20 protein-coding genes are annotated in these 22,003 nt (G+C 63.8%); 3 read left to right on the forward strand and 17 right to left on the reverse strand.

Going from position 1 to position 22,003, the window contains the following annotated elements:
* Window positions 1-134: 134 nt before the first annotated feature.
* The 8 genes from dnaJ to H9627_RS07495 all read right to left on the reverse strand — a co-directional run bounded on the left by dnaJ (window position 135) and on the right by H9627_RS07495 (window position 8,383).
* Window positions 135-1,322 (reverse strand): molecular chaperone DnaJ, encoded by a 1,188-nt coding sequence (gene dnaJ / locus H9627_RS07460; protein ID WP_191733377.1) that lies wholly within the window; start codon window positions 1,320-1,322, stop codon window positions 135-137.
* Between the two features lie 242 nt (window positions 1,323-1,564).
* Window positions 1,565-2,278 (reverse strand): nucleotide exchange factor GrpE, encoded by a 714-nt coding sequence (gene grpE, locus H9627_RS07465; RefSeq protein WP_191733378.1) that lies wholly within the window; start codon window positions 2,276-2,278, stop codon window positions 1,565-1,567.
* Window positions 2,278-4,137 (reverse strand): molecular chaperone DnaK, encoded by a 1,860-nt coding sequence (dnaK, locus tag H9627_RS07470; RefSeq protein WP_191733379.1) that lies wholly within the window; start codon window positions 4,135-4,137, stop codon window positions 2,278-2,280. The genes grpE and dnaK overlap by 1 nt, the downstream gene beginning before the upstream one ends.
* Window positions 4,138-4,407: 270 nt before the next feature.
* On the reverse strand, window positions 4,408-5,034 hold the full coding sequence (locus tag H9627_RS07475; RefSeq protein WP_225213588.1) for a hypothetical protein: 627 nt from the start codon (window positions 5,032-5,034) through the stop codon (window positions 4,408-4,410).
* A complete protein-coding gene (locus H9627_RS07480) occupies window positions 5,027-6,415 on the reverse strand; it encodes a hypothetical protein (protein ID WP_225213589.1) in 1,389 nt (462 codons plus the stop codon). Before H9627_RS07480 ends, H9627_RS07475 begins: the two co-directional genes overlap by 8 nt.
* Window positions 6,416-7,012: a SipW-dependent-type signal peptide-containing protein gene (locus H9627_RS07485; RefSeq protein WP_191733381.1), complete on the reverse strand. Its 597-nt coding sequence runs from the start codon at window positions 7,010-7,012 to the stop codon at window positions 6,416-6,418.
* A 54-nt stretch (window positions 7,013-7,066) separates the two neighbouring features.
* Window positions 7,067-7,603: a SipW-dependent-type signal peptide-containing protein gene (locus H9627_RS07490; protein WP_225213590.1), complete on the reverse strand. Its 537-nt coding sequence runs from the start codon at window positions 7,601-7,603 to the stop codon at window positions 7,067-7,069.
* Between the two features lie 186 nt (window positions 7,604-7,789).
* On the reverse strand, window positions 7,790-8,383 hold the full coding sequence (locus H9627_RS07495; protein ID WP_225213591.1) for a signal peptidase I: 594 nt from the start codon (window positions 8,381-8,383) through the stop codon (window positions 7,790-7,792).
* An 85-nt stretch (window positions 8,384-8,468) separates the two neighbouring features.
* Here H9627_RS07495 and H9627_RS07500 point away from each other — a divergent pair, with 85 nt between their 5' ends.
* Complete coding sequence (locus tag H9627_RS07500) at window positions 8,469-9,845, forward strand: AI-2E family transporter (protein WP_404826197.1); 1,377 nt, start codon at window positions 8,469-8,471, stop codon at window positions 9,843-9,845.
* A gap of 10 nt (window positions 9,846-9,855) precedes the next feature.
* On the opposite strand, the gene H9627_RS07505 is transcribed toward H9627_RS07500, so the two are convergent.
* Window positions 9,856-10,425 carry a nucleosidase gene (locus H9627_RS07505; protein WP_191733382.1) on the reverse strand — a complete coding sequence of 190 codons (570 nt, stop codon included), beginning with the start codon at window positions 10,423-10,425 and terminating at the stop codon, window positions 9,856-9,858.
* Between the two features lie 121 nt (window positions 10,426-10,546).
* Between H9627_RS07505 and H9627_RS07510 the strand changes: the two genes are divergently transcribed.
* A complete protein-coding gene (locus H9627_RS07510; protein WP_191733383.1) occupies window positions 10,547-11,938 on the forward strand; it encodes an NAD-dependent succinate-semialdehyde dehydrogenase in 1,392 nt (463 codons plus the stop codon).
* A gap of 65 nt (window positions 11,939-12,003) precedes the next feature.
* On the opposite strand, the gene H9627_RS07515 is transcribed toward H9627_RS07510, so the two are convergent.
* The 8 genes from H9627_RS07515 to H9627_RS07550 are packed head-to-tail and all read right to left on the reverse strand — an operon-like array spanning window position 12,004 to window position 19,777.
* Entirely contained in the window at window positions 12,004-12,969 is a 966-nt protein-coding gene (locus H9627_RS07515; RefSeq protein WP_225213592.1) for an LLM class oxidoreductase, read from the reverse strand.
* An 18-nt stretch (window positions 12,970-12,987) separates the two neighbouring features.
* Window positions 12,988-13,959 carry a sulfite exporter TauE/SafE family protein gene (locus H9627_RS07520; RefSeq protein ID WP_191733385.1) on the reverse strand — a complete coding sequence of 324 codons (972 nt, stop codon included), beginning with the start codon at window positions 13,957-13,959 and terminating at the stop codon, window positions 12,988-12,990.
* Between the two features lie 35 nt (window positions 13,960-13,994).
* Window positions 13,995-14,732, reverse strand: a complete 738-nt coding sequence (locus tag H9627_RS07525) for a sirohydrochlorin chelatase (protein WP_191733386.1) — start codon at window positions 14,730-14,732, stop codon at window positions 13,995-13,997.
* A gap of 24 nt (window positions 14,733-14,756) precedes the next feature.
* Window positions 14,757-16,097, reverse strand: coding sequence for a sulfate adenylyltransferase subunit 1 (locus H9627_RS07530; RefSeq protein ID WP_225213593.1), 1,341 nt, complete (start codon window positions 16,095-16,097; stop codon window positions 14,757-14,759).
* Window positions 16,097-17,023, reverse strand: coding sequence for a sulfate adenylyltransferase subunit CysD (gene cysD / locus H9627_RS07535; RefSeq protein WP_191733387.1), 927 nt, complete (start codon window positions 17,021-17,023; stop codon window positions 16,097-16,099). The genes H9627_RS07530 and cysD overlap by 1 nt, the downstream gene beginning before the upstream one ends.
* The gene (locus H9627_RS07540) at window positions 17,020-17,814 is read right to left on the reverse strand and encodes a phosphoadenylyl-sulfate reductase (RefSeq protein ID WP_191733388.1); all 795 of its coding nucleotides are present in this window, start codon (window positions 17,812-17,814) and stop codon (window positions 17,020-17,022) included. The genes cysD and H9627_RS07540 overlap by 4 nt, the downstream gene beginning before the upstream one ends.
* Window positions 17,811-18,074, reverse strand: a complete 264-nt coding sequence (locus H9627_RS07545) for a hypothetical protein (RefSeq protein ID WP_191733389.1) — start codon at window positions 18,072-18,074, stop codon at window positions 17,811-17,813. Before H9627_RS07545 ends, H9627_RS07540 begins: the two co-directional genes overlap by 4 nt.
* Window positions 18,071-19,777 (reverse strand): nitrite/sulfite reductase, encoded by a 1,707-nt coding sequence (locus H9627_RS07550; protein ID WP_191733390.1) that lies wholly within the window; start codon window positions 19,775-19,777, stop codon window positions 18,071-18,073. The genes H9627_RS07545 and H9627_RS07550 overlap by 4 nt, the downstream gene beginning before the upstream one ends.
* A 416-nt stretch (window positions 19,778-20,193) precedes the next feature.
* Here H9627_RS07550 and H9627_RS07555 point away from each other — a divergent pair, with 416 nt between their 5' ends.
* The gene (locus H9627_RS07555) at window positions 20,194-21,567 is read left to right on the forward strand and encodes an FAD-dependent oxidoreductase (RefSeq protein ID WP_191733391.1); all 1,374 of its coding nucleotides are present in this window, start codon (window positions 20,194-20,196) and stop codon (window positions 21,565-21,567) included.
* Window positions 21,568-22,003 lie beyond the last annotated feature (436 nt).

The following is a 22,003-nucleotide window of genomic DNA, read 5'->3' on the forward strand; positions in this document are numbered from 1 at the left end:
GTGGTTCCTGACCGTTGGCGTGGTCCTGGTGCTTGCTGGTGGTAGACATTGTTCTCGTCGCCTTCTCCTACTGTCCCCGCATCGCCTCCCGGATGTGGTGATCCTCGACGGATACCTCCCATCCGGGTGGCGGTCTAGCGGTTATTCCCCGCCCAGTTGGCACGGGGGTCGAAACCTGACTTCTTCTCTGCCTCCGCATAGGCGCGCAGCGCCTCGGCTGCCTCATCATCGAGGGTGGGTGGGACGGTGACCTGCACGGTGACCATCAGATCACCCTTGGTGGTGCGGGTTTCCACACCACGACCCCGCACGCGCAGGGTGCGTCCATCCGGGGTGCCCGGCGCGAGCTTGAGTTTGACCGGTTTGTCCAGGGTGGGCACAGAGATCGCCCCACCCAGGGCCAGCTCCGAGAAACTCACCGGCACGGTGACATGGACGTTGTTCCCCTCGCGCTCGAACACGGGATCCTCCTTGACGTGGACACGGACAAAGAGGTCACCGGCGGGTTTGCCGTTGGGGCCCGCCTCACCCTGCCCTGCCAGACGGACCTTCTGGCCGTCCTCGACACCGGCCGGGATGCGGACCGTGATGGACCTGGTGCGGCGCACGGTGCCCCGTCCGCGGCAGTCGGCACACGGATCGGTGATGACTTCACCGGTGCCACCGCAGTTGGTGCAGGGTGCGGAGAAACCGAAGGCGCCCTTGTTCTCCGAGGTGAAACCGGAGCCGTTGCACTGCCCACATTTGGAGGGCTGGCCCGAGGCGGAGCCGGAACCGTGGCAGGTGTTGCAGGGTGCCTCACCGGTCAGTTCCACCGGGATGGTGGTGCCCTTAGCGGCCTCCTGGAATTCGAGGGTGATGTCGGTTTCTACATCCGCCCCCCGCGTCGGCCGAGCTGACTGGCGAGGACTACCGCCGCGGTTGAAAATGCCACCGAAGATATCGCCCAGACCGCTGTCCGCAGAAAATCCTCCACCTTGTCCGGCTCCTCCGAAGAGGTCGGACGCATCGAAGCCCTGCGTCGAGCGAAACCCGCCGGGGAAGCCGGCACCCCCGCTTCCGAATCCACCGCGGATCCCACCGGATGCGAGCAGTTTCTTCAGGTCATCGTATTCCTTGCGTTTGGCCTCATCGCCAACCACGTCGTAGGCCTCGGCGGCCTTCTTGAAGCGGTCCTCGGCGACCTGGTCCCCGGGGTTCTTGTCCGGGTGGTTCTCGCGGGCGAGTTTGCGGTAGGCCTTCTTGATGTCGTCGGCACTGGCGTTCTTGGAGACACCCAGGTCCGCGTAATAGTCTTTATTTGCCCATTCTGCATTATTCACTGGGCATCTCCTCCCCTCAGTTCATGATGTGTGAGGTTCTCAAATCGTGTTATTCACAAGTTCATTAACGTGCTGTTTATTAAAGTATTCCATCCCACGGGCGGTGTCCGCCCAGTGATGGGAAAGGGCGCGGGGCCTTTCCAGACACCGCGCCCCATGTTGGAGGAACCACCCGGCGGGGTGGTGCCACGCTTTTCGACGAACCACTGTCCGCCTCCCACACCGTCTCCGGTGCGGGTGACCTACTTCTCCGGGTCGGCGATGATGACCATCGCGTTGCGGATCAGCTTGTCGTTGAAGCGGTACCCCTTGCGGAGAACCGTTCCAATGACCTTGGTGTCACCCTCGGAGAGATCCTGAACTGCCTCGTGGATCTCCGGGTCGAAGGCGTCACCGGGTGCACCGAAGACCTCAACCTTCATGCTGGTGAGGGTGTTACGGAACTTGTCCGCGAACGCCTTCAGCGGCCCTTCTGCCAGGTCGCCGTGCTGCTCTGCCAGGTCCAGATCGTCGAGGATCGGGAGGAGCTGGCTGATCACGCCGGACTTGGCGGTGTCGATGATCCCGGCGCGTTCCCGGTCGGTACGGCGACGGTAGTTCGCGTACTCGGCGGTGACGCGCTGGAGATCCTCCGTGCGCTCGGCCAGCTGTGCCTCGATGGTGGGCAGGTCGTCGGTGGCCTCGGGGGTGTCCGCGACACCGAGCTCGGCATCGATGTCGTCGAGGACTGCCTCGATGTCACCTTCGAGATCCGCCTCGAGGGTGGGATCCCGTCCGTCCTCGCGGGCGTCGACAACGGGATCCGGCTCGGTGGTCAGCAGGTCATCGTCCTCGTTGCCGCCCTGGGTGCGCTCGGCCTCCTCGATGAGGTTTTCGACCTCGTCGGGGTGGATGCCCTCGTTGTCGGTGGCCTCCGGGTCACCCGGGTTGTCGGGGAGCTTGTAGGAATCGGTCATTACTTGTCGCCGTCCTTCTTCTCCTCGGAGACGTCCTCATCCACGACCTCAGCGTCGACGACGTTGTCGTCTGCAGCACCCTCGGCACCTGCGTCGGCCTGGGTGGCGCCTGCGGTGGCCTCAGCCTCGTAGATGGCCTTGCCCATCTCCTGGGACTCGGTGTTGAGCTTGTCGACGGCGGTCTTGATGGCGTCGATGTCCTCACCCTTGAGTGCTTCCTCAACACCCTTGGCGGCCTCCTCGACCTTGCCCTTGAGCTCCTCGGAGATCTTGTCGTCGTTCTCCTCGACGAACTTGCGGGTCTGGTAGACCAGGGATTCCGCGTTGTTGCGGATCTCCTGCTCCTCGCGGCGCTTCTTGTCCTCCTCGGCGTGAGCCTCGGCGTCCTTGACCATGCGGTCGATCTCCTCCTGGGACAGGCCGGAGCCGTCCTGGATGGTGATGGTGTTCTCCTTGCCGGTGCCCTTGTCCTTGGCGGTGACGTGGACGATGCCGTTGGCGTCGATGTCGAAGGTGACCTCGATCTGTGGCACGCCACGCGGTGCCGGTGCGATGCCACCGAGCTCGAAGGAGCCGAGCAGCTTGTTGGCACTGGCGATCTCACGCTCACCCTGGAAGACCTGGATCTGCACGGAGGGCTGGTTATCCTCGGCGGTGGTGAAGGTCTCGGAACGCTTGGTCGGGATGGTGGTGTTGCGCTCGATGAGCTTGGTCATCACGCCGCCCTTGGTCTCGATGCCGAGGGAAAGCGGGGTGACGTCGAGAAGCAGCACGTCCTTGACCTCGCCGCGCAGAACGCCGGCCTGCAGGGCGGCGCCGACAGCGACGACCTCATCCGGGTTGACACCCTTGTTCGGCTCGCGGCCACCGGTGAGCTCCTTGACCAGTTCGGTCACGGCAGGCATACGGGTGGAGCCACCGACCAGGACAACGTGGTCGATCTCGGAGACGGAAACACCGGCATCCTTGATGACCTGGTTGAACGGGGTCTTGGTGCGGTCGAGCAGGTCCTGGGTGATGCGCTGGAATTCTGCGCGGGAGAGGTTCTCGTCCAGGAACAGTGGGTTCTTGTCCGCATCAACGGTGATGTACGGCAGGTTGATGTTGGCGTTCTGGGAGGCGGACAGTTCGATCTTGGCCTTCTCGGCTGCCTCGCGCAGACGCTGCAGGGCCATCTTGTCCTTGGTCAGGTCGATGCCGTTGGAGGACTGGAACTTCTCGACCAGCCAGTCAACAACGCGCTGATCCCAGTCATCGCCACCGAGCTCGTTGTCACCGGAGGTTGCACGAACCTCGACGACACCGTCACCGATCTCGAGGAGGGAGACGTCGAAGGTACCACCACCGAGGTCGAAGACCAGGATGGTCTGCTCCTGCTCGCCCTTCTCCAGTCCGTAGGCCAGAGCAGCAGCGGTTGGCTCGTTAACGATGCGCAGAACGTTCAGACCTGCGATCTGGCCGGCCTCCTTGGTGGCCTGGCGCTGGGAGTCCTCGAAGTATGCGGGAACGGTGATCACGGCATCGGTGACCTCCTCGCCCAGGTAGGCCTCAGCGTCGCGCTTCAGCTTCATCAGGGTACGCGCGGAGATTTCCTGCGAGGTGTAGTTCTTGTCGTCGATGGCCACGGACCAGTCGGAGCCGATGTGGCGCTTGACGGAGCGGATGGTGCGGTCGACGTTGGTGACAGCCTGGTTCTTGGCGGACTGGCCAACCAGAACCTCGCCGTTCTTGGCGAATGCCACCACGGACGGGGTGGTGCGGGAGCCTTCGGAGTTTGCGATAACTACCGGCTCGCCACCTTCAAGTACTGATACCACAGAGTTGGTGGTACCCAGGTCGATTCCTACTGCACGTCCCATGTCATTTCCTCCTGTTGTTTCGGTTTATCTTTCGGTGGTTGACTGCACTCAGCTCAACTTACGGGCACCAGCCTAACAGACGCCCTTGAGTGGATCACACTCAACCTTACACCTTCTGCAACGAGCTTAACTCCAAAGTTATTCCCTGTCGACTCAACTTTGCCCATTTTCGCTGGTATTCAGGGTTAAACGGGGGAGAACCCTGAGCCGACACGTATCAATTCCGGGTGTTGTGTTCGCTCAGGGCTGACATCCAGGGCCCTCATCTGCCTATGGGAGGGTCGTGGTGGCGGTGATGTTCCAGGCTGCCTGGGCGGTACCCGGGCTGGTTCCGGCGAGCAACCAGTTGTTGTCATTCATCCAGACCTTGGCGCACAGTTCGACGGGCTCACCGGGCCGCCCGATGGTGGTCGGCTGCTCCAGATCGAAGGGGGATGAGGTCTGCCCGCGCAGCGCCCCGGAGCCAATGGGTTGCGCACCACTGGTCCCGTTCGCGTCACAGGCGGACGGGCTCAGGTAGAGCTCACCGCGAAGTGCCTGGGCAAAGGCTGTATCAGGCAGCCCGGTTTCGGACACGTTGGCTGAGGAGGGGGCGTTTGTGCCCGCGCCGGGCCTTACCCACAGTGGGGAGTAGACAGCATTGGCCTCCCCCACCTTCAATGCCATCTGCTCAGGCCCGAACTCCAGGGTGGCCGAATCCACCCAGTTCATGCCATCGGTAGAACCCTCCAGGTTCAACATCGGCTGAACCGTGGTCCGGAACTCAGCCACCGCGGCGTGGGTGGCAGCCCGCTGCGCCTGCGTGACGACGAACGGCACCACCACCACTGCCACCAGCCCCGCCAGGATGCACAGCAATGCCGCCATCCGACGTCGGGATGCCAGGAAATTACCCATCGCCATCACCGACCGGATCGTCCTGGGGCGTGACGGTGACAGTCGGGGTGGGAGTGGCCGATGGAGTCGGGGTTGCCGAGGTCGTGGGGGCGACGGTGGTGGGCGTTATCGAGGTCGTGGGGATCACGTCAGGGAGAGGTGATGCGACACCGTCGACGATCGGCCGGATCTGGGCGACGGCGCCGTCGACAAGCACGACCTCCACGACCGGGACCGGTTCGCCGGCCGTGGACGCGTCGAAAAGCTTCCAGTTGGTTCCCACCACGCCGCCGGAGGCGGCGATCTCGTCGAGGACGGCCTCGAGTGTGAGGCGGTCCAGCGCATCGAGTTCACGGGTGGCCAACAGGTGGTACTCCCAGCCCTGCCAGGTCAGGAAGTCCTCGGTGGTGAACCCGGAGGTCTGCGGGCTCCCCGTCGCGGAGGTGACCGGCGCTACCCTATTAAGCTGGGGCGCCGCCCGCATCAGCCACAACGGCTGCTCACCATTCATGGCGAATCTACATTCGGAACGGAAGGTGACATCGTGCCAACCGGAATCATGGGAAATCAATCCCAGCAATCCCCCAAGCCCGCGGCCCTCCACCCGGAACCCCAAATCGACCTGCGAATATGCACTGCGCTCGTCGGGGGACACACCCCAGCTGGGTTTCACCTCCACAAAGACGGTACCCTGCCCAAATAACAGCGAGCCCAGCGAAATATCGTGTGAGTATGTGTGTCCATTTTCCACGTTGGACAGGTCGACTTCTGTCGCATTGGAGATGATTCCGAGAGTGCTACTTCCTCCGTACTTTACGATTCCAGCAGGTGGGGTAGCTACCGCCCGAGCAACACCGTCGTCGTCCATATAGCACTGGGTTTCTGTGACAATGGACGACTCGGTACTGGCACCCACAGCCGGGACATCAAGCTCCAGCCCAAGCAGCGAGGCCTTCATAAAGAGGTCATAATCACCGTCGGTGGTCGACGCCCCTGCGATACCCCCTGGTTTAAAGCATGCCTCCGACTCATCTATGACCCCATCGGAGATCCCGCCATAGACACAGGTGTCGGTTGAATATTGCCACTCAGCACCGTTCAGCTTATCCGGCCCCCCGGTCCACGATCGGGTCTGCAGGCCAGTGGGAGTGTCGATCTCAAGGACGTGGTCTTCGACGTTGGTATCAAGACTGGTGTGCGCCCACCGCGTCGTCACTTCCGGGGAGGGGAACTCCGCGTCGAAGGTGACCGAATCGGTGGCCGGGATCAGGGTTGGTTGGTCACTGCCCTCCTGTGCACCAACCACCACGCTGACCACACCCCAGGACAACGCCACGGCGACAAGGGTGATCAGGGCGATCAGCACGGCTGGCAGGAAAAGCGATCGTCGTTCCTGGAACATCTACCCCACCACCCTCTCGGTGACGTGGAAGTTCCACTCGACAGCACCGGTGGAGTAATTCCCCACACCCAGGTCGGCGGTGTCCAGGAGGGTCGCCTCGATGCACACTGCCTGGGCGGCACCGGATCCGGAATCATCACCGGGCGGAAGCTTGAGGGTCTGCGTGGAGGGGGTGAGCTCCCCCAGCACACCGCTCTGCAGCACCTGCCCGTGGATGGAGCACGCACCGGTGGCGACCTCAATATCCAGGTACTCATTGAGGTCTGTCTGTTCCACCGTCGGGGCGAGCACCTGCACCTCCCCGGAGGTGGCTGTGGCCATGCGGAACCACAGTTCCGTCTCCACCGGCTCCCCGGGTACCAGACCACCGAAGGGGATGCCGAAATTGAGCGTCACTGCATCATCTGCACCTCCGGAACCGCTCTGCTCCCGGAACTCCCCATCCGCGGCGGAGGCGCTTTCCACCGTGAACCCAGTGGAGGTGAAGGTGCCGAAGATGGTATCTGAATCCGACCACAGCGCCAGCGTGGTGACAGCACCGAACCCCAGCACCACGGCGGATGCCAGTACTGCCCGGAGTTGTCGTTTCTGTGCCACTGTTATTCAGACCATTTCTGCTTGTCCTGCCATCTGCGCCCGGAATTATCCCGGTCACTGAACGGCATCGAATCTCCAGGTGACGGCACTACTTTCCGCCAGGCCCTCCCCGTAGTCACCGGACAGGGTCACCTCGAGACAGTATGACTGACTGGCCTCCACCCCGAGGGTGAATTCCTCCCCGGTGTTGACGGCTGTACCCCCTGCCACCGCAGTCGCGTCACAGGCAGGCGCGGCGGTGCGCACGAGTTGGTAGGTGAGGTCGGTGCCCAGGGTCAGTGCCCCCTGCTCAGCAACGGAGTAGGTGATGTAGGCCGGGATCGTTCCGATGTTCTTCAGGTGGTATCCGGTATAGACGGCGGTTCCCGGGACCAGGTTGTCGGAACCGGCGAAGGTCAGTTCAAGAGGGGTGTCGGTATTACTGGTCCAGGTCACACCATCAGCTGAACCGAGGATGCCGAAACTACCCGCCTGGAAGGAGCCCTCGAAGGTCTGGACATCACTCCAGGCGGCCAGGGTCACCACAGCACCGAGGCCGAGCACAGCGCCACCCGCCGCGAGTGCCCGCAGCCGACGCGATATCTGCCCCATGGCCCTACCTACCTGTTGATCTGACGTGGAAAATCCTCCCAGAGCGACCGATATCCACACCTGTTTTTAAGTTTTCTCCGGTTCATTCCTCAGTAATTAATAATATAAGATCAGCATTGTGAAATAAACCCCCTGACGCACACTTAGGGCATTTGACCTGCACAAATCAAGCTTTCGTGCGCGGAATCACACGTTCTCCCCCTCCGGACGGCGTGGCCAGAAGGCCCAGGTGACCAATCCCGCCACCACGACCGTTACCAACCCCAGAGTCCGGGGATCCGCCAGCCGGGCGACCGCGTGTCCCCATCCGGGTTGCGACCAGAACAATAATTTCACCTCGTCCACGTGATACGGGAACGGGTCCGGTTGATTGTTCGCGTCACCCTTCATCTCGATGATGCGCCCCTCAGGAGAGTTCGCCGGATCGGGTTCATTCGACACCACCCGGTGGGTGACCGGCAGCTGACCGGGCCGGTCCACCATGACCACATCCCCCACCTCCGCCTCGGAAGCAGGAATCGTCCTGACCAGCGCCACGGAACCGGCGGGGATCTCCGGGGACATGGACCCGGTCTTGAACAGCATGATGTTGATGCCGAAGAAGTAGGCGGCGATCACCGCCACCACGCACACCACACCGAACACGGCCAGCAGGGTCAACAGCGCCTCGCCGAGCCAGGCGAGCACACGCCTCACGCGTCCGGGCGCGCGCCCACCGTCGCCCTTCCTGTGCTTTGCGACGCCCACCCCACTCCTCCCACCAGCCACCCATGTCAGCATTCCCGTCCAGACTAACAACCCGTTTCCCGGTAACCTTGCTGTCCATAGGACACGACCACGTCCACCACTAGTAGTTGGAGCATTGATGAACGATAATTCCGACATCCCCCCGCAAGCCCCGGATCAGGAGCAGGACATTCCACCGCAGCTCCACGGGTCGGGTAAGGACATGTCCGAGAAGCTCTCCGAGGCTGTCGAGGGCGACCTCGAGAAGTTCGACTCAGTCGACTCCTCCCAGACGATCGACCGCGCCGCCGTGATCGGTCGCGACGGACGGTGGGCTGCGGGGTGGGCCCTGCGTTTCATCGTCTTCGTCATCGCGGGCTGGATCCTGTGGCGGGGGCTGGCGGTTATCTGGGCCGGTCTGTTGCCCATCCTGCTTGCACTGCTGGTGTGTACGGTCCTGTGGCCGGTGACCAAGTTCCTCCGTGACCACAAGTGGCCGCCCGCCCTCGCGGCGATCGCCACCATCCTCGGGTTCTTCCTCTTCATCGGTGGCATCTTCACCGCGATCGCCCCGAGTGTGGTCAGCCAGTCGCAACAGGTCTGGGAGCGGGCCTACGAGGGTGTCCAGTCCCTGCTCGACCAGTTGCAGAACGGCCCGTTGAACCTGGACCTGGGGCGTGTCGACGAGTTCGTCAACGACGCCACCCAGTGGGTCCAGGACCAGGCGTCCAATATCGCCTCGGGTGTATTCACCGGTGTCTCCGCGGCAACCACCGTCGTGGTCACCATCGTGGTGATGTTCGTCCTGACGTTCTTCTTCCTCAAGGACGGGGTGAACTTCCTGCCCTGGCTGCGTAAGTACACCGGCGACAACGCCGGTTGGCACCTCACCGAGGTGCTGACCCGGTCGTGGAACACCCTGGCCGGCTTCATCCGCACCCAGGCGCTGGTCTCGCTTGTCGACGCCGTCCTCATCGGCATCGGCCTGGTCGTCCTCCAGGTCCCCCTCGCACTGGCGCTCGCGGTGATCACCTTCTTCGGTGGTTTCATCCCGATCATCGGCGCCTTCACCGCCGGTGCCCTGGCCGTGATCATCGCGCTGGTGACCAACGGTCTGACCAATGCGCTGCTGGTGCTCGCCCTGATCGTTCTGGTGCAGCAGCTGGAGGGCAATGTCCTCCAGCCATTCCTGCAGGGCAAGGCCATGCAGCTGCACGCAGCCATCGTGCTGCTGTCCGTCACCATCGGTTCCACCCTGTTTGGCATCCTGGGTGCCTTCCTCGCCGTACCGGTGGCCGCCGTGGTCGCCGTGTGGTTCCGCTACCACGCGGAACTGGTCTCGCTGCGCTCCGGTGAGATCACCGTTGATGACATCAAGATTCAGACCAAGCGTTCCGCCAGCAAGACCGGCTCCACCTCCACGGAGGCCTTCCAGGCGGTCCGTGAACGCCTGGCCAATGTCGGTCGCCGCAAGACGCCCTCGGACCGTTCAGGTTCCGCGCCCGTGAAGGACTAATTTTCCCGCCTTAAGTGAGGAAGCCGTGGGTGAGCAGGGCGTCGTAAAGCTCCCTCGCCCCGGTGTCGACCGCCTCGAACCAGGTGGTTGCGGCGGTCTCGTCGGCTTGATCGCTGACCTGCTTGAGCAGGGTGACCGGGATGCCGAAGCTGTCGGCGACCGCCACCACCGCGGCGCCCTCCATATCGCAGAGATCCGCGTTTCTGCCGAGCCGGTCGCGGGTGGTGGTGTCACTGATGAAGGCGTCGCCCGTGGCCAGGCGCACCGCGGGCAGCCGACCGGTGACCGGGAGGATACGCCCGTTGGGATGCGGGCGGCCCATCATCTGTGAGATGAGGTCACTGGAGAAATCGTGCTGGTAGACGTGGTTGACCTCGAAGACACCACTGATGCCATCCCGCAATGCCCCGGCCGTTCCGATGTTGATGATCTGGTCGGGAAGCTGCCCGCGCCCGGCCAGTTCCCGGGTGAGCCGGATCGCGCAGCTCAGGGTGCCCACGCCGGTGATCAACAGATCGGTGCCGGCGGGCAGGTGGGCGGCTTCTTCACGGGTGGCTGAGACAAAGAGTGTTGTGGTCACTGTTTCACCCTAACCGACCCAATCGCAGCGGCCCCCCACTCCCAAATACTTGACACGTCAACTTATGCTATGATAGGAGACATCACATAATCAGGAAGTATTTTTAGGAAGGATTTATCAAATGGCTTATCAAACCGTCAACCCCTATACCGGCGAAACCGTCAAGGCCTTCGACGATGCCACCCCGGAACAGATCGAGACCGCCATCGCAGGTGCCCACGAGGCATTCCTGTCCTGGAGGAATCAGCCTGTGGAGGAGCGTGCAGCACTGCTCGGCCGCGCAGCCCAGCAGCTGCGGGACAATTCCCGCCGTTATGCCGAGATCCTCACCCTGGAGATGGGCAAGCTCATCGGCGAGGCCGAGGCCGAGGTGGAACTGTCCGCCAACATCCTCGAGTACTATTCCAAGTTCGGCCCGGAGCACCTCACTCCCCGTTACCTGCGTGCCGAGGGCTTCGGCGACACCGATGTGGCACTGGTGAATGAACCACTGGGTGTCCTCTACGCGATCGAACCGTGGAATTTCCCCTTCTACCAGGTCATCCGCATCTCCGCACCGCAGCTGATGGCGGGTAACACCATCGTGCTGAAGCACGCGGCGAATGTCCCACAGTCAGCCCTGGCCATGGTCCAGCTCTACCTGGATGCCGGTGCACCCGAGGGTCTGCTGACCAATATCTTCGCCAACCACGATGCCACCGACCGCATCCTGGCGGATGCCCGCATCAAGGGTGTCGCACTGACGGGTTCCGAGCGGGCAGGTTCTGTGGTCGCGGCCACCGCTGCCAAGAACCTGAAGAAGTCCACCCTGGAACTCGGTGGCGCGGATGCCTTCGTGGTGTTGGAGGATGCCGATATTGAAAAGGCCGCCCGCTGGGCTGCGTTCGGTCGCCACTGGAACGCCGGCCAGGTGTGTGTCTCCTCCAAGCGCCTCATCGTGGTGGATGAGGTCGCCGATAAATTCCTGGAGGAATACACCAAGCATGTGGCAGAGCTGGTTGCCGGTGATCCCATGGATCCTGCGACCACCCTCGCACCGCTGTCCTCACAGAAGGCCGCCGATGACCTGGCAGCCCAGGTGGAGATGGCCCGCGAGGAGGGCGTCACTGTCGAGGCCATCGGCGCCGAGGTGCCGGAGCAGGGCGCTTTCTTCCGCCCGACCCTGCTGACCAACATCCCCGATGATTCCAAGACCGCCCACACCGAGTTCTTCGGCCCGGTCACCCAGTTCTACCGCGCGAAGGACGAGGACGATGCCGTCCGCCTGGCCAACAACACCCCGTATGGCCTCGGTGGATCGGTGTTCTCCGAGGACATCGAGCGTGCCCGCAAGGTGGCGCGCCGCATCGACACCGGCATGGTCTACATCAACCAGCCCACCGGCGTGAAGGCGGACATCCCCTTCGGTGGCGTGAAGAATTCCGGTTACGGCCACGAGCTGATCGATCTGGGTATCAAGGAGTTCGTCAACCAGAAGGTCGTTGTCGTCTCGGATATCGACGGCAGCTTCTAACCCCTGTAGCTCCCCATGGAGGGCGCCGACCACCAATGACGGTGGTCGGCGCTTTTCTCATTCTGTTACGTCTCCTCCACCGTGAACTCCGGCAGCACGTCCCGGATCAGGTCATCCAGCACATCCTCCACCGGGCGGGTGCCGCGCTTGAGCCCCAGGATCACGTGATCCACACCCATGGCCTCCAGTTCCCGCAGGATCATCACCAGCCGCCGTGCGCCGACGCGCCACCCGAATTTGATCGCTCCCGCCGGGGCGTGCGCGTCGGCGTGCAGATCCAGCGACATCGACATGGCGAAGGGTTTGGTGTTGCCCTCCTCGCGCCACCCCGCGATATAGGTGCGCTGTGTCTCCAGGGGTCGCTGATAGGTCACGTGTGCATCGGCGTGTTCACGGTGCCAGGCCATGGATTGCAGGCAGGACCCCACGGTGAGCAGTGGCGGACGCACCGCCACCGGCTTAGGAATCACATCCCCGCCCCACATCCGTCCACCCGACCACCGGATGCCCCGCTTCTCCGTGGTCCACGCCTGCTGCATCACATCGAGATGTTCGCGGAACACCTCATCGCGGGCCCCGCTGTCCACGCCGAACGCCGGATATTCACTCGTGCGGTCCCCGGTGGCCACCCCGAACAGGAAGCGGCCACCGGTGAGGTGGTCGATGCTGGCCGCCTGTTTGGCCAGGTGGAGCGGGTGGCGCAGCGGGGCGACCACCGCAGCGGTCCCCAGCGCCAGGGAGCTTGTCGACGCCCCCAGATACCCCAGGTACGACACCGGATCCCAGGCCTGCCCCACATCCCCGAAATCAGGATCACGGAGCGGGATATCACGGAGCCACACCGCGGCGAACCCGGCGGCCTCCACACGTTGTATCAAACTGATCTGGCGGGGAATGTCCACATCAGGACGCTCGGGATCGCCGGAATCCAGTGGTAAGGCCAATCCGAGGGTCATCCGGTTGCCGGGAAACACTCTGCTGAACCCCGGCAGGGAGGTCACCGGTGTGGTGGACAGGGAGAAGGGATCCATGTCCCCCACCATAGAGAATCAGCGGTTGCGCACCTTGAGGGGCTTCTCGGTGGACTCCGGTTCGGCCGTGAGAGGGGTGCGGTCCCCGACGGCGTCAGCCGCTGCCTCCGCGGCGAGTGCCTCGGCCAGGTTGGTGCGGTAGCGACGGATACCAATGATGGTGAAGGTGACACCGATCAGGACGATCGCCAGCTGCACGATCCAGTCGGAACCGAACTCCACACCCAGGGCGTTCCAGACCTTCGGGGCATTCAAGGCCACGATGGCGGTGCCCACGAAGCCACCCAGCACGGTGGCATTGACCCGGCTGATCATCCACGCGGCGATGGGAGCTGCGATCGCGCCGCCGATCAGGAGCGCCACCACGGCTGCGAGATTATCCACCAGATCGGACCAGAGCCCGATGATGAATCCGAGGGTGGCTGCCACCGAGACCAGGAACTCCGCGGTGTTGACGGTACCGACGATCTTGCGGGGTTCGGTGCGTCCCAGGGTCATCAGGGTGGAGGTGGTCACCGGTCCCCAGCCGCCGCCACCGGAGGCGTCGACAAAGCCACCGATGATGCCCAGACCGCCGAGGAAACCGGCGGAGTGCGGTCGCTCCGAGAAGGTCCGGCGCACCCGCCCCTTGCTGAACCGCCACACCAGGTTGATGCCGATCAGCGCCAGGATCGCCGAGGTGACCGGTGCGGCGGCCTCCATGGAGAGATTGGACAGGAAGGTCGCACCGGCGAAGGCACCGATGGCACCGGGGGCTCCGAGGCGGAGCACCACCTTCCAGTCCACATTGCCGAATTTCCAGTGGCTGATGCCGGAGACCAGGGTGGTGCCCACCTCGGCGGTGTGGACCACCGCGGAGGCCTGCGCCGGGCCCAGGCCGGCGAGCATGATGAGGATGGTGGTGGAGGTGACACCGAAACCCATGCCGAGGCCGCCGTCGACAAGCTGGGCCGCCAGGCCTGCGATTGCGATCAGGATGAGTGTCTGCATGTGTGTCCTTTATGGGCGGTGAGAAAAGCAGGAGGTCAGGCTCGGGATTCTGTGAGCAGCTCGCTGAGGGCTGCGCGGTAACGGGCGGCCACCAGGGGTGCCAGTGAGGTGGTCAGGGGTGCGGAGTGGGTGATCCGGGCGCCGGTGGCGGTGGCGATGTTGTCCACCTGGTCGAGGACCCGGTCCAGCAGGAGTCCCTCGGTGACAAACAGCGGGAGGATGTGGACATCGCTGTGTCCGCGGGCGGCTTCGATCACCGCCGCGCCGCCGAAACCGACACCGGGACCGCTGGTGGCGTAGACCACCTCGGCGGAGTAACCGGAGCACTGCGCCACGGCCTCAGCCAGGCCCTCCACCGCGGCGTTGGCCGCGGCATCGGAGCTGCCCACGGCGTAGAGGATGATGTGGGTACCCACCGGGAGTGAAGGGGGCAGGACGTCGCAAAGCACACCGGCGACGTCCGCGGAGGTTCCCAGGTGGGGGCCGACCAGGAGGGTGACCCCGTGGCGCTGCTGCGCATCACGGACGGCCTCCGGCACATCGATCTTGTTGTGGAAGGCATCGGTGAACAGCAAAGGAACCAGAGCCGCCCTGGTCACACCCTGTTCCGCGAGCTGACCGACGACCTCATCGAGGGAGGGGTCGGCGAGTTCCAGGTGTGCCTCCACGGCATCGACCTGCAGCATCCGGCCGGTTGCCGCGGTGAGCGCGGTGATTCCGGCGGCGGCCGAGGGTTTGCGGGAACCGTGGGACAGGGTGATCAGGGGGATCATGGTGCTTTTCCTAACTGGGCTGTTCTAGATGTCCCAGGTGTCACGCAGGCGGTGGCCGACGAGGCCGGCCGCCAGGGTGTCACCCGAGCTCTGGTCGATGAGGAGGAAGGAGCCCACCGCGCCACGGGCGGCGTAGTCCTCCACGGGCAGTTCGGAGGCGACATCGATGCGCACATGCGCGATGTCGTTGAGGCCGTAGGACTCCGGTGCCTCATCGTCGTTGCGGCCGTCGATGTCCAGGACACGCTCGACGGCGGCGATGCGGCCGCGTTCCAGGGAGGTGCCATACCGGACCTTGACCGGGGCACCCGGGCGCAGGTCACGGTCGGTGAGGCCGACGACGGTGGCGTTGAAGCTGCGGACAGCCTCGGGGCGGTCCTCACCGGCGATGAGCTCGCCACGGATCAGGTCGATCTCGTGCGCCAGGCGCAGGACCACCGCATCACCAACGGCCGCGGACTGCTGGGGGCCGTCCGCGGAGTCAATGTGGGTGACCTCGGTGGTGCGCCCCTCCGGCAGGTAGACGGTATCCCCCACCGCGATGGAACCGGCGGCGATGGTGCCGGCGTAACCGCGGTAGTCGGTGGCGTGCTCGCGGATGACGGTCTGGATCGGGAAGCGGAAGCCCAGGTCGTTGGCACGGCCGCGGGACACCTCGACGGTTTCGAGGATCTCCAGCACGGTCGGACCGGTGTACCAGTCCATGTTGGTGGAACGCTCGGCGACATTGTCACCCTTGAGCGCAGAGATCGGCACCACACGGGCATCCTCGATGCGCAGCGCGGTGGCCAGCTCGGCGAAGTCCTTCTCGATTCCCTGGAAGATCTCCTGGGAGTAATCCACCAGGTCGATCTTGTTCACCGCCAGGATCACAGTCTTCACACCGAGCAGCGCGGCCACCGAGAGGTGACGACGGGTCTGCTCGACCACACCGTGGCGGGAATCCACCAGCAGCACAACCACCTGGGAGGTGGACACACCGGTGACGGTGTTGCGGGTGTACTGCACATGGCCCGGGGTGTCAGCCAGGATGAAGGTGCGCTTGTCGGTGGCGAAGTAACGGTAGGCCACATCGATGGTGATGCCCTGTTCACGTTCGGCGCGCAGTCCGTCGACCAGCAGGGACAGGTCCAGGCCCTCGAAACCGCGGTCGGCGGAGGTGCGCTCCACCGAGGCCAGGGTGTCGGCGAGCACGGACTTGGTGTCATGGAGCAGACGACCGACGAAGGTGGACTTACCATCATCAACGGAGCCGGCGGTGCACAGACGCAGGGTCTCGCGCTGGGCGATCTTGGCGGCGGCGGTCTGGGTTGCCTGTGTGGCTGCTGTATCGGCGGTTTCGGGGTTCAGGGTGGGGGCGGTCATCAGAAGTAGCCTTCCTTCTTACGGTCTTCCATGGCGGATTCGCTGAGTCGGTCGTCGGCGCGGGTGGCGCCACGCTCGGTGAGGGTGGAGGTGGAGATCTCCTCGATCACATCGTCGATGGTGCGTGCCTCGGACAGCACGGCACCGGTGCAGGACATGTCACCGACGGTGCGGTAGCGCACCGTCTTGGTCACGATCTCCTCACCCTTCTTCGGGCCACCCCACTCGCCGGGGGTCAGCCACATGCCATCGCGCTCGAAGACCTCACGCTGGTGGGAGAAGTAGATGGGGGGCAGTTCGATGCCGCGGGCACCGATGTACTCCCAGATATCCGCCTCGGTCCAGTTGGAGATCGGGAAGACACGGATGTTCTCACCCGGCAGGTGGCCACCGTTGTAGAGGGTCCACAGTTCGGGGCGCTGGCGGCGGGGATCCCAGCCACCGAAGGAGTCACGCACGGAGAACACGCGCTCCTTGGCGCGGGCGCGTTCCTCATCGCGGCGGGCACCACCGAGCACGGCGTCATAACCCTGTTCGGCGATGGTCTCCACGAGGGGGACGGTCTGCAGTGGGTTGCGGGTGCCGTCGGAGCGTTCCTGCAGGTCACCGCGGTCGATCCAGTCCTGGACCTTGGCCACACGCAGGCGGGCACCGGTGCGTTCGACCAGGCGATCGCGGAAGTCCAGGACCTCGGGGAAGTTGTGGCCGGTGTCCACGTGCAGCAGCTCGAACGGGACGGTGGCCGGTGCGAAGGCGCGGCGGGCGAGTTCATAGACCACGACGGAATCCTTGCCGCCGGAGAACAGCAGGCCGATCTTATCGAACTGACCGGCCACCTCGCGCAGGATGTGGATGGATTCGTTCTCGAGGTCTTTCAGGTGTGGGGAGAGTTCGGTCTGGGTGGCTGGTGAGGTAACTGTGGTCATGAGTGAAGTCCGCATTCTGTCTTGGCGTTTCCGGCCCAGCGGCCGGCACGGGGGTCCTGTCCCTCTGCGACAGGCAGGGTGCAGGTGGCGCAACCGATGGATGGGTATCCCTGGTGCGTGAGGGGGTGATCGATGAGGTTGTTGTCGGTGATGAACCGATTGGTCTCCTCCAGTGACCAGGTGATGATCGGGGAGATCTTCAACCGGCCGGTGGCATCCAGCGACAGCGCCGGAGCCTGGGCGCGGGTGGGTCCATCGGAGCGTCGCAGGCCGGTGATCCATCCCGCATACGGCGAGAGGCTGGCCGCGAGGGGCTCCACCTTGCGCATCCGGCAGCACGCCGTCGGGTTGCTGCGGTACAGGTTCTTTCCATAGAGCGAATCCTGCTCCTCACGCTGGAGGATCGGCAGCGCGGTGACCAGCGTCTGGCTGTAGCGTTCATCCACCTGGCGGGCCACCTCGAGGGTCTCCTCGAAGTGGTACCCGGTGTCCAGGAAGAGGAAATCCGCCTGCGGCAGGTGACGCGCGGCCAGCTCAGCCAGCACAGTGTTCTCCATGCTCAGCGTGACCGCGACGCGCCCCGGCACGTGCTCGGCCGCCCACTCCAGGATGGTGGCGGCGTCCGCGTGGTACAGCTCGTCGGCGTGCTTGTCGACGAGCTCCCGGTTGCGGTGCGCGACGTCCTCGGGGAGGGGTGCGGTGGCCCGTGGGCCCTCCGGGGAGACCTCCGGGTCATGGGTGGGACCGGTGTTCTTCAGGGCATTGATGGCGTTGATGGCAGCGAAGCTCATTGGTGTGTGTCTCCTCCTTCGGGTAGTTGGTGGCCGTGTCGGGCCAGGGATTCCTTCAGTGCCTGCGATGTCGATTTCGCGGCGGCCGGCCGGACGACGGGATCGTCCTGGCCGTGGTACTTCACCTCGAACACGCGGGTGCAGTCCGCGCACAACCAGGCGAACTCGGTCTCCTCATTGGGGAAGAGAACCTCACCGGCGCAGTAGGGGCAGAACAGCGGATGGTTACGGTTGGGGTTCGGCTTGCGGCGCAAACTCAACTCAGATCCTCCTCCGCGGCGCGCTGGACCCACTCGCGGAACTGCTCATCCGCGGTGCGCTGCTCCTTGAACTTGGTGACCACGCGGGTGACGTACTCCCCGACCTCATCGGCGATGACCTTGTGGCCCTTGAGCTTGCGACCGAAGTTGGGGTCCAGGTTCATCGAACCGCCGAGGTGGACCTGGAAGCCCTCCACGCGGTTGCCGTCGGCGTCGGTGACGGTCTGGCCCTTGAAGCCGATGTCGGCGACCTGGGTGCGGGCACAGGAGTTCGGGCAGCCGTTCAGCGCGATCTTGATGGGCACGTCGAGGTCGCCGATGCGTTCCTCCAGCTCGTCGACAAGCTCAATGGCCCGCGACTTGGTGGTGGCGTGCGCCAGCTTGCAGAACTCCAGGCCGGTGCAGGAGATGATGCCGCGGCGGAACTCCGACGGGGAGGAGTACAGACCGACCTCATCCAGGTCGCGGGCAACCTCGGTGAGCTTCTCGCGCTCGATGTCGAGGAAGAGCAGCTCCTTATCCGCGGTGGTGCGGATGCGGCTGATGCCGTGCTTCTCGGCGACATCGGCGATGGCGATGAGCTGCTCACCGGTGGTGTGACCCACGGTCGGCTTCACACCGAGGTAGAACTTCCCATCCTTCTGCGGATGGATGCCGATGTGGTCGCGGTAACCCGGGTTGGTGGTGATCTCAGGTCCGTCGATGAGCGTGCGCTCCAGGTACTCGGTCTCGAGCACTTCACGGAACTTCTCGATCCCCCACTGCGCAACCAGGAACTTCAGACGCGCACGGTTACGGAGACGACGGAAACCGTAGTCACGGAAGATACCCGCGACACCGGCCCAGACCTCGGGCACCTCATCGATCGGGATCCACGCACCCAACGGCTGCGCGAGCATCGGGTTGGTGGACAGGCCACCACCGACGAAGCACTCGAAACCGACACCGTGCTCCGGGTGGATGGACGGCACGAAGGAGACATCCTGGATCTCGTGGGTGACATCCTGGCGGGCGTTACCGGTGATCGCGGACTTGAACTTACGGGGCAGGTTATGAAATTCCTCGCGGTTGAGGTAGCGCTCGCGGATGGCGTCGATGGCGGGGGTGGCGTCGATAAGCTCCTCGGCGGCGACACCCGCAACGGGTGAGCCGAGGATGACGCGGGGAACGTCACCGCAACCGAGCATGGTGGTCAGGCCGACCGACTCGAGCTTCTCCCAGATGGTGGGCACATCCTCGATGCGGATCCAGTGCAGCTGGATGTTCTGGCGGTCCGTGAAATCGGCGGTGGACCGGGCATAATCGCGGGAGATCTCACCGACCACGCGCAGGCGCTCCGGGGAGGCGAGGCCGCCGTCGAAACGCACGCGCATCATGAAGAACTCATCCTGCAGCTCAGCGTCAGGGACCTGGCCGGTCAGCTCACCGCCGAGGTCCTGTTTGCGCTGGGTATAGATGCCGAGCCACTTGAAACGCGGGGCGATGTCATCCGGGTGGATGGAGGAGAAACCCTGCTTGGAGTAGATGTCAATCACCCGCTGCTTCACCTCGAAGGCGGGCTCATCCTGCTTGACTTCCTCAGCGTGGTTGAGCGGCGTGGTGCCGTCGATCTTCCACTGCCCCTCGGGCTTCGGCTTGCGTGCCGGGCGGGCCGGGCGGGCCGGCTTCTCCGGTGCCTGCTCTGGCGCGGTTGTTGGCGACATGGTGTTCCTTGCTCCTGACAACGTGGTGCCCCACCGATCCTGTGGAGGCTGGTTCAACTTCTCTATCTGTCAGTGAATGAAGCTATACGTACCGATCTGTCTACAACAACCCTTAAATTCAGAATGTGACATGGATTCCACTTGAAAAATCAGGTTTAAGTGGATTTAGCTGGCTTTTTAAGGGTAGCTATGGTGTGAATATATTAGACAGACTTGTCTACTTTTTTTAGACTTGATGAATTTAATAGCGGAAACACTTTGCAGATCTGGGACGTCCTGCTACTTTTACAGACCAAGCGGTCTAGAAACTTGTCTGTTTGAGCAGACAGAGTGGTCGGATCCTGCTGACCCCGCCACCGCATGACAATCCCTCAGAACACGCCCCCGCACCCTCGGGCACGAAAGGTTTCAAGCAGATGACCACCCCACTGCGCGTCGCCGTCATCGGTGCCGGCCCCGCCGGCATCTACGCCTCCGATCTCCTCATCCGTAATGAGGAGCACGAGATCCACGTCGACCTCTTCGAGCAGATGCCCGCCCCCTTCGGACTCATCCGTTACGGTGTCGCACCGGACCACCCACGCATCAAGGGAATCGTGAAGTCCCTGCACAACGTGCTGGACAAGCCACGCCTGCGCCTCCTGGGCAACATCACCATCGGCCGCGACATCACCGTCGACGAGCTGCGCGACTACTACGACGCCGTGGTGTTCTCCACCGGCGCTGTCCGCGACCGTGACCTCAACATCCCCGGTGTTGACGCAGAGGGTTCCTTCGGTGGCGCCGACTTCGTCGGTTTCTACGACGGCAACCCACGTTTCCCCCGCGACTGGGACCTGTCCGCACGGTCTGTCGCCGTGATCGGCGTGGGCAACGTCGGCCTGGATGTCGCCCGCATCCTGGCCAAGACCGGTGATGAACTCAAGGTCACCGAAATCCCCGACAATGTCTACGAGAACCTGAAGAAGAACCAGGCCGAGGAGGTCCACATCTTCGGCCGCCGTGGCCCCGCCCAGGTGAAGTTCACCCCGCAGGAGCTCAAGGAACTCGACCACTCCGACACCATCAACGTGGTTGTCGACCCCGAGGACATCGACTACGACGCCGCCTCCGAGGACGCCCGCCGCTCCTCCAAGTCCCAGGACCTCGTCTGCCAGATCCTCGAGCAGTACGCCATCCGCGAGCCGAAGGACGCCCCCCACACTCTGCAGATCCACCTCTTTGAAAACCCCGTGGAGATCCTGGAGAAGGACGGCCGCGTCGTGGGCCTGCGCACCGAACGCACCGAACTCGACGGCAACGGTGGTGTCAACGGCACCGGCAAATTCACCGAATGGCCAGTCCAGGCGGTCTACCGCACCGTCGGTTACAAGTCCGACGCCATCGAGGGCGTGCCTTTCGACGACCAGAAGCACGTCATCCCCAACGATGGTGGCCATGTCCTCCAGGCACCCGGCGCCGACCCTGTCCCGGGCCTCTACGCCACCGGCTGGATCAAGCGCGGACCGATCGGTCTGATCGGCAACACCAAATCCGACGCCAAGGAAACCACCGACATGCTCGTCGCCGACGCCGCAGCCGGCAAGCTCGCTGCGCCGAAATACCCCGACCGCGACGCAATCGTCGAGCTTCTCGACGACCGCGACATCCCCTACACCACCTGGGAAGGCTGGTACCGCCTCGACGCCGCCGAGCGTGCACTCGGCGAGGCCGAAGACCGCGAGCGCAAGAAGATCGTCGACTGGGAGGAAATGGTCCAGCACGCCCGCGAAGTGCCGGTGGTTGTCTAACGGACTCGGGCCGTTTGGGGCTGGGTTTTCTTTCAGGTGTGGATCTGTTGGCCTGTGAGCACGAGGCTGCACTCATGCCAACAAACAGGCCCCGAGAGGGGTGTGCCGGGCGGGATTTCAGCCCAGCTGTTGGTCTGTGAGCACAAGGTTGCACTCAGGACAACAACTAGGGTTCGAGAGGGGTGTGCCGGGCGCGATTTCAGCCCAGCTGTTGGCCTGTGAGCACAAGGTTGCACTCAGGACAACAACTAGGGTTCGAGAGGGGTGTGCCGGGCGGGATTTCAGCCCAGCTGTTGGTCTGTGAGCGCAAGGTTGCACTCATGCCAACAACCAGGCCCCAAAAAGGTCATCCCGGGCGGGATTTCAGCCCAGCTGTTGGCCTGTGAGCACAAGGTTGCACTCAGGACAACAACTAGGGTTCGAGAGGGGTGTGCCG

It is taken from the genome of Corynebacterium gallinarum (assembly GCF_014837045.1).
In the GTDB taxonomy this organism is placed as follows: Bacteria; Actinomycetota; Actinomycetes; order Mycobacteriales; family Mycobacteriaceae; genus Corynebacterium; species Corynebacterium gallinarum.

Excerpts from the sequence above, each read along its gene's own strand:
- grpE (WP_191733378.1), bottom strand. The coding sequence starts at position 2,278 with ATGACCGATTCCTACAAGCTCCCCGACAACCCGGGTGACCCGGAGGCC.
- dnaK (WP_191733379.1), bottom strand. The coding sequence starts at position 4,137 with ATGGGACGTGCAGTAGGAATCGACCTGGGTACCACCAACTCTGTGGTA.
- H9627_RS07475 (WP_225213588.1), bottom strand. The coding sequence starts at position 5,034 with ATGGGTAATTTCCTGGCATCCCGACGTCGGATGGCGGCATTGCTGTGC.
- H9627_RS07480 (WP_225213589.1), bottom strand. The coding sequence starts at position 6,415 with ATGTTCCAGGAACGACGATCGCTTTTCCTGCCAGCCGTGCTGATCGCC.
- H9627_RS07490 (WP_225213590.1), bottom strand. The coding sequence starts at position 7,603 with ATGGGGCAGATATCGCGTCGGCTGCGGGCACTCGCGGCGGGTGGCGCT.
- H9627_RS07495 (WP_225213591.1), bottom strand. The coding sequence starts at position 8,383 with ATGCTGACATGGGTGGCTGGTGGGAGGAGTGGGGTGGGCGTCGCAAAG.
- H9627_RS07500 (WP_404826197.1), top strand. The coding sequence starts at position 8,469 with ATGAACGATAATTCCGACATCCCCCCGCAAGCCCCGGATCAGGAGCAG.
- H9627_RS07510 (WP_191733383.1), top strand. The coding sequence starts at position 10,547 with ATGGCTTATCAAACCGTCAACCCCTATACCGGCGAAACCGTCAAGGCC.
- H9627_RS07515 (WP_225213592.1), bottom strand. The coding sequence starts at position 12,969 with ATGGATCCCTTCTCCCTGTCCACCACACCGGTGACCTCCCTGCCGGGG.
- H9627_RS07520 (WP_191733385.1), bottom strand. The coding sequence starts at position 13,959 with ATGCAGACACTCATCCTGATCGCAATCGCAGGCCTGGCGGCCCAGCTT.
- H9627_RS07525 (WP_191733386.1), bottom strand. The coding sequence starts at position 14,732 with ATGATCCCCCTGATCACCCTGTCCCACGGTTCCCGCAAACCCTCGGCC.
- H9627_RS07530 (WP_225213593.1), bottom strand. The coding sequence starts at position 16,097 with ATGACCGCCCCCACCCTGAACCCCGAAACCGCCGATACAGCAGCCACA.
- cysD (WP_191733387.1), bottom strand. The coding sequence starts at position 17,023 with ATGACCACAGTTACCTCACCAGCCACCCAGACCGAACTCTCCCCACAC.
- H9627_RS07540 (WP_191733388.1), bottom strand. The coding sequence starts at position 17,814 with ATGAGCTTCGCTGCCATCAACGCCATCAATGCCCTGAAGAACACCGGT.
- H9627_RS07550 (WP_191733390.1), bottom strand. The coding sequence starts at position 19,777 with ATGTCGCCAACAACCGCGCCAGAGCAGGCACCGGAGAAGCCGGCCCGC.
- H9627_RS07555 (WP_191733391.1), top strand. The coding sequence starts at position 20,194 with ATGACCACCCCACTGCGCGTCGCCGTCATCGGTGCCGGCCCCGCCGGC.